This window comes from Actinomadura sp. CNU-125 (assembly GCF_001942465.1).
Taxonomy (GTDB): Bacteria; Actinomycetota; Actinomycetes; order Streptosporangiales; family Streptosporangiaceae; genus Spirillospora.
In genome coordinates this window covers 1-3,421 of record NZ_MKJY01000408.1, presented here as the reverse complement: position 1 = coordinate 3,421, position 3,421 = coordinate 1, and the positions used below count along the sequence as shown (strand labels likewise).

General features: G+C 70.1%; 2 protein-coding genes and 1 pseudogene. All 3 read right to left on the bottom strand.

The window, feature by feature from the left end; all coding sequences use genetic code 11:
* Positions 1-180: pseudogene (locus BJF79_RS35160) on the bottom strand (hypothetical protein); the annotation flags it as partial.
* Positions 177-479 carry a hypothetical protein gene (locus BJF79_RS35155; RefSeq protein WP_075903907.1) on the bottom strand — a complete coding sequence of 101 codons (303 nt, stop codon included), beginning with the start codon at positions 477-479 and terminating at the stop codon, positions 177-179. The gene BJF79_RS35155 and the pseudogene BJF79_RS35160, both read right to left, overlap by 4 nt.
* Positions 480-558: 79 nt before the next feature.
* On the bottom strand, positions 559-3,276 hold the full coding sequence (locus BJF79_RS35150) for a BTAD domain-containing putative transcriptional regulator (RefSeq protein ID WP_075903905.1): 2,718 nt from the start codon (positions 3,274-3,276) through the stop codon (positions 559-561).
* Positions 3,277-3,421 lie beyond the last annotated feature (145 nt).

Below are 3,421 nucleotides of genomic sequence, written 5' to 3'. Positions count from 1 at the left end.
CTTGTTGTCGGCGCTGCGGTCCCGTCCGGCGGTGCGGTCGCTGTCTAGCAGCCGCATGGCGGCTGCGGCGGCCTGCTTGCGCCATTGGTGGGTGATCGCGTCGCGCAGGACGACGTAGCCGTCCCGGTTAAAGGCGTCCAGGACGGCCTGGTCGGGCGGGGTAGCCGTGTCGAGGGTCATGGGCGGTGTTCCTTGAGCATGATGGTGGCCTGGGCGGCGAGGGTGGCGGCGGAAAGCCCGCAGTGGTCCAGCAGCCCCTCGGGTGTGGTGGGGCGGTCGGGTTCCCGGTATCCGATGACGTGGAAGCGGCTGGTTTCCCCGCGCCCGGCGAGCAGGGTGCGGACGGCGCCGGTGTGGGTCGGGACGGCCATCAGCACGGGCGTGCGGGTGCTGAACAGGCTGGTGAACACCCTCACGGACAGAGCGTGGGCCAGGCCGGAGCGTGGCCGAGGACCGTAAGGTCGTTGATGTGTCCCCATGGCACCTCGATCTTTGTGGTGTGTCCAGTTGACGGCGCGCGGCGTCAACCGGACACACCTCCTCTGTTGGCACAGTGGCTTAGCGCTGATGGAGTTCGCTGAGGAGTTGGTGGGTCTGGTCGGCGGGTTCGGTGTCTAGGTCGGCGAGGCGGGTGGTCAGGAGGCGGTAGGTGCGGTGGGCGGCGTCGGGGTGGCCGAGGTCGATCTGGAGTTGCATGATCGCGCGGTAGAGGGATTCGGCGTAGGGGTCGAGGTGGATGGCTTGTTCGAGGGTGGCGAGGGCGCGGTCGGGGTGGTCGTCGCGTTGGAATTGGGCGAGGTGCGTGAGGGCGTCGGTGGCGGTGCGGCGGAGGTATTCGCGGTGGGCTTCGGCCCAGTCGTGGGTGAGGTTGTCGGCGAAGTCGGCGGTGTAGAGGTCGGCGACGGGGGTGAGTGCGGTGATGCGGTCGGTGTCGGTGATGGCGTGCTTGACGTTGTTGAGGGTGGTGGTGAGGTTCCACAGGTCGACGTCGATGAGTTGGGGGTCGAGGCGGTAGCGGCCGGTGGTGTGGAGGACGAACATGGGTTCGCGGAGGTCGGTGGCGGTGCGCAGGACTTTGCGGATGTTGCTGATGGCGGTGTTGAACTGGGTGGTGGCGGTGTCGGGGTTGTGGTCGGGCCAGAGGGCGCCGACTCCTTGGTCGCGGGTGATGCCGTTGGGGTGCAGGGCGAGGTAGGCGAGTAGGTCGCGGGCGCTGCGGCGCAGGCCGGTGGTGACGGGGCCGTCCGCGGTGTAAAGGGTGACCGGGCCGAGTACCTGTAGCCGGGCGGGTCGCGGCCGTTCTGCGCTGGTGGGGCGGGGCGGCGGGACGAGGTCCGACTCGGGACGCAAAGCGGGTTCAGGGGTGGCTGCCGCGGTGTCGGTGTCACTGGTTTGGGACGGCGGCGCGGCGGGGTCGGCGCCGGTCGCGGTGTGGAGGGTTTGGAGCATGGCGTCGGCGTCGGCGGTGGTGAGGTTGAACAGGCGTGCGCCTGTGAGCGTGTCGGCGTTGGTCCCGATGGCGCGGTGGACGGTGGCGTCGGTGTTGAGGTGCACGGTGGTGCCGGTGGGCCAAGGGCCGAGGATGAGCGCGCCGATGCCGTAGCGGCGCCCCAGGCCGAGAATCGCCTGCAGGGTGGGGGCGGCCTGCTCGGTTACCGAGCCGATGAGAAGGAGGACGGGGAGTGGTTCGGCGGGGTCGGTGGCGCGTAGGGAGGTCAGGTCGGGCTGGTCGGTGGTTTCCAGCAGGCGGGCGCGGCGGAGGATTTCGGTTTCGAGGTGGGTGAGGGCGGCGTTCAGGGTTGGTGTGATCGTCAGCCCGGGCGGGGTGTGGGCGGTGATGTCGCTGGTGGGATAGAGCTCTTCTGCGTCGGGGCGTGGGATGAGGAGTTCGGCGCGGTCGCGGTGGCTCTTGGCGAGGAGTTCGGTGGCCACGGCGCGGGCGGTGGCGGGTGCGGCGTCGCCGGCCAAGCCGAGGCTGAGCCCGGCGAGAGGCAGGATGACCGGACGACCGGCGCGGGTGCCCAGCGTGATGTGTTCGGGGACCGGCGTGGCGATGTCCTGGGCGACGAGTTCGGCGTCGGACGGGATGGGAACGTCGCGGTCGGCGTAGGTGTCCAGGTGGGCTTTGCGGGCCTCGGCGACCGGCTTGGACGTTGCTGGATCCGGTGCGGGCACGGCTGTGGGGTCGCTGCTGCCAGGGGCGGCGTGGCGTCGGCGTCGATGCAGGCGGGTGGCGGCCAGGGCGATGCTGAGTGCGGTTGCGAGGCCGAAGCCGATGTACGAGCCCGATCGCAGCGTGATGGCGAAGGAGTCGTCCGTCTCGTGTGCCGGGCGCGGTGTCGGTGTGGACGGCCGGTCTGGTGACGGCTCGGCGTGCCTCGGGACGGGGGAGGACGGCGCGGTCGTGGAGTGACCGGTCGGTTCCGTTGAGGTTGGTGGCGTGCCGGAGCTGTCGCGTTCCTGCGACGGGCGTGGAGTATTCGGGGTGTCAGCGGGCTCGGGCAGCGTTGACCGGTTGGGTTCCTCCGTGGCTTTGGCGTCTGTCTGGATTTCGGGGAGGCGGAGACGCTGGCCGGGGTACAGCTTTTCGGGGTCGGTGAGGGCCGGGATGCCAGGAGGCTGGTCGAGGGGACGACTGGCTTTGAAGATCTCGGGATAGAGGTGGCCTGAGCCGTAGGTGTCGTCGGCGATGCCCCAGAGGGTGTCGTCCTGCTGGACCGTGTACGTCTCCCGGCCCGGAGCGTCGGGCCGTTCGCCCATCGGGGCCGCGTTGCCGACGAGCGGCTTCCGTCTATTGACGACGGATGCATCTGCGGTCTGCTCGACGCCCTCGGTAGTGGATGCCTGCGGTGCGGCGGCGGTGATCGTGTGGGCGGCGGACGCCGACGTGGTGAGGGCGGCGGTCGCGCTGAAGACCAGTGTGGCGGTCGCGACCATGTCCCGGACGAGCAACTGCAGCGGCCGGGCAGGGCGCGGCAGAGACGGCGTGGGGCGTCCGGCGAGGTGGCCGATCGTTTCGATGCAGGTGGCGAGGACGAACGCGAGCCAGGCCGTCCAGCCCAGGAGGCGGACGGCGCCGAGGAACAGGTGCTGGTCGGTGTCGGGGCTCATCAGCGTCGCGGTGAGTTCGTCCCAGGTCGGCAGCCGGTCCGGGACGGGTGATCCGGCGACGGTGTGCAGGCCGATCGGGAATCCGATGAGGAGGACGCCGAACAGGAGCAGTGCCCCCAGGCCGCGCAGTATCTCGGTGCCGCGGTTGCGTGGTGCGGTGGTCATGACCGGTGTGGTCCTTGTACTCCGGTGGTCAGGTTCGCGGTGGCTGCGGCCTCAGCCTGCAAATGGGAGATGCCGATGACCGGGAGGAACAGCGCGGGTTCGGTGATGATGACCTGGACGCGGATGGCGTGGGTGCCGATGGCGG

Excerpts from the sequence above, each read along its gene's own strand:
- BJF79_RS35150 (WP_075903905.1), bottom strand. The coding sequence starts at position 3,276 with ATGACCACCGCACCACGCAACCGCGGCACCGAGATACTGCGCGGCCTG.
- BJF79_RS35155 (WP_075903907.1), bottom strand. The coding sequence starts at position 479 with ATGGGGACACATCAACGACCTTACGGTCCTCGGCCACGCTCCGGCCTG.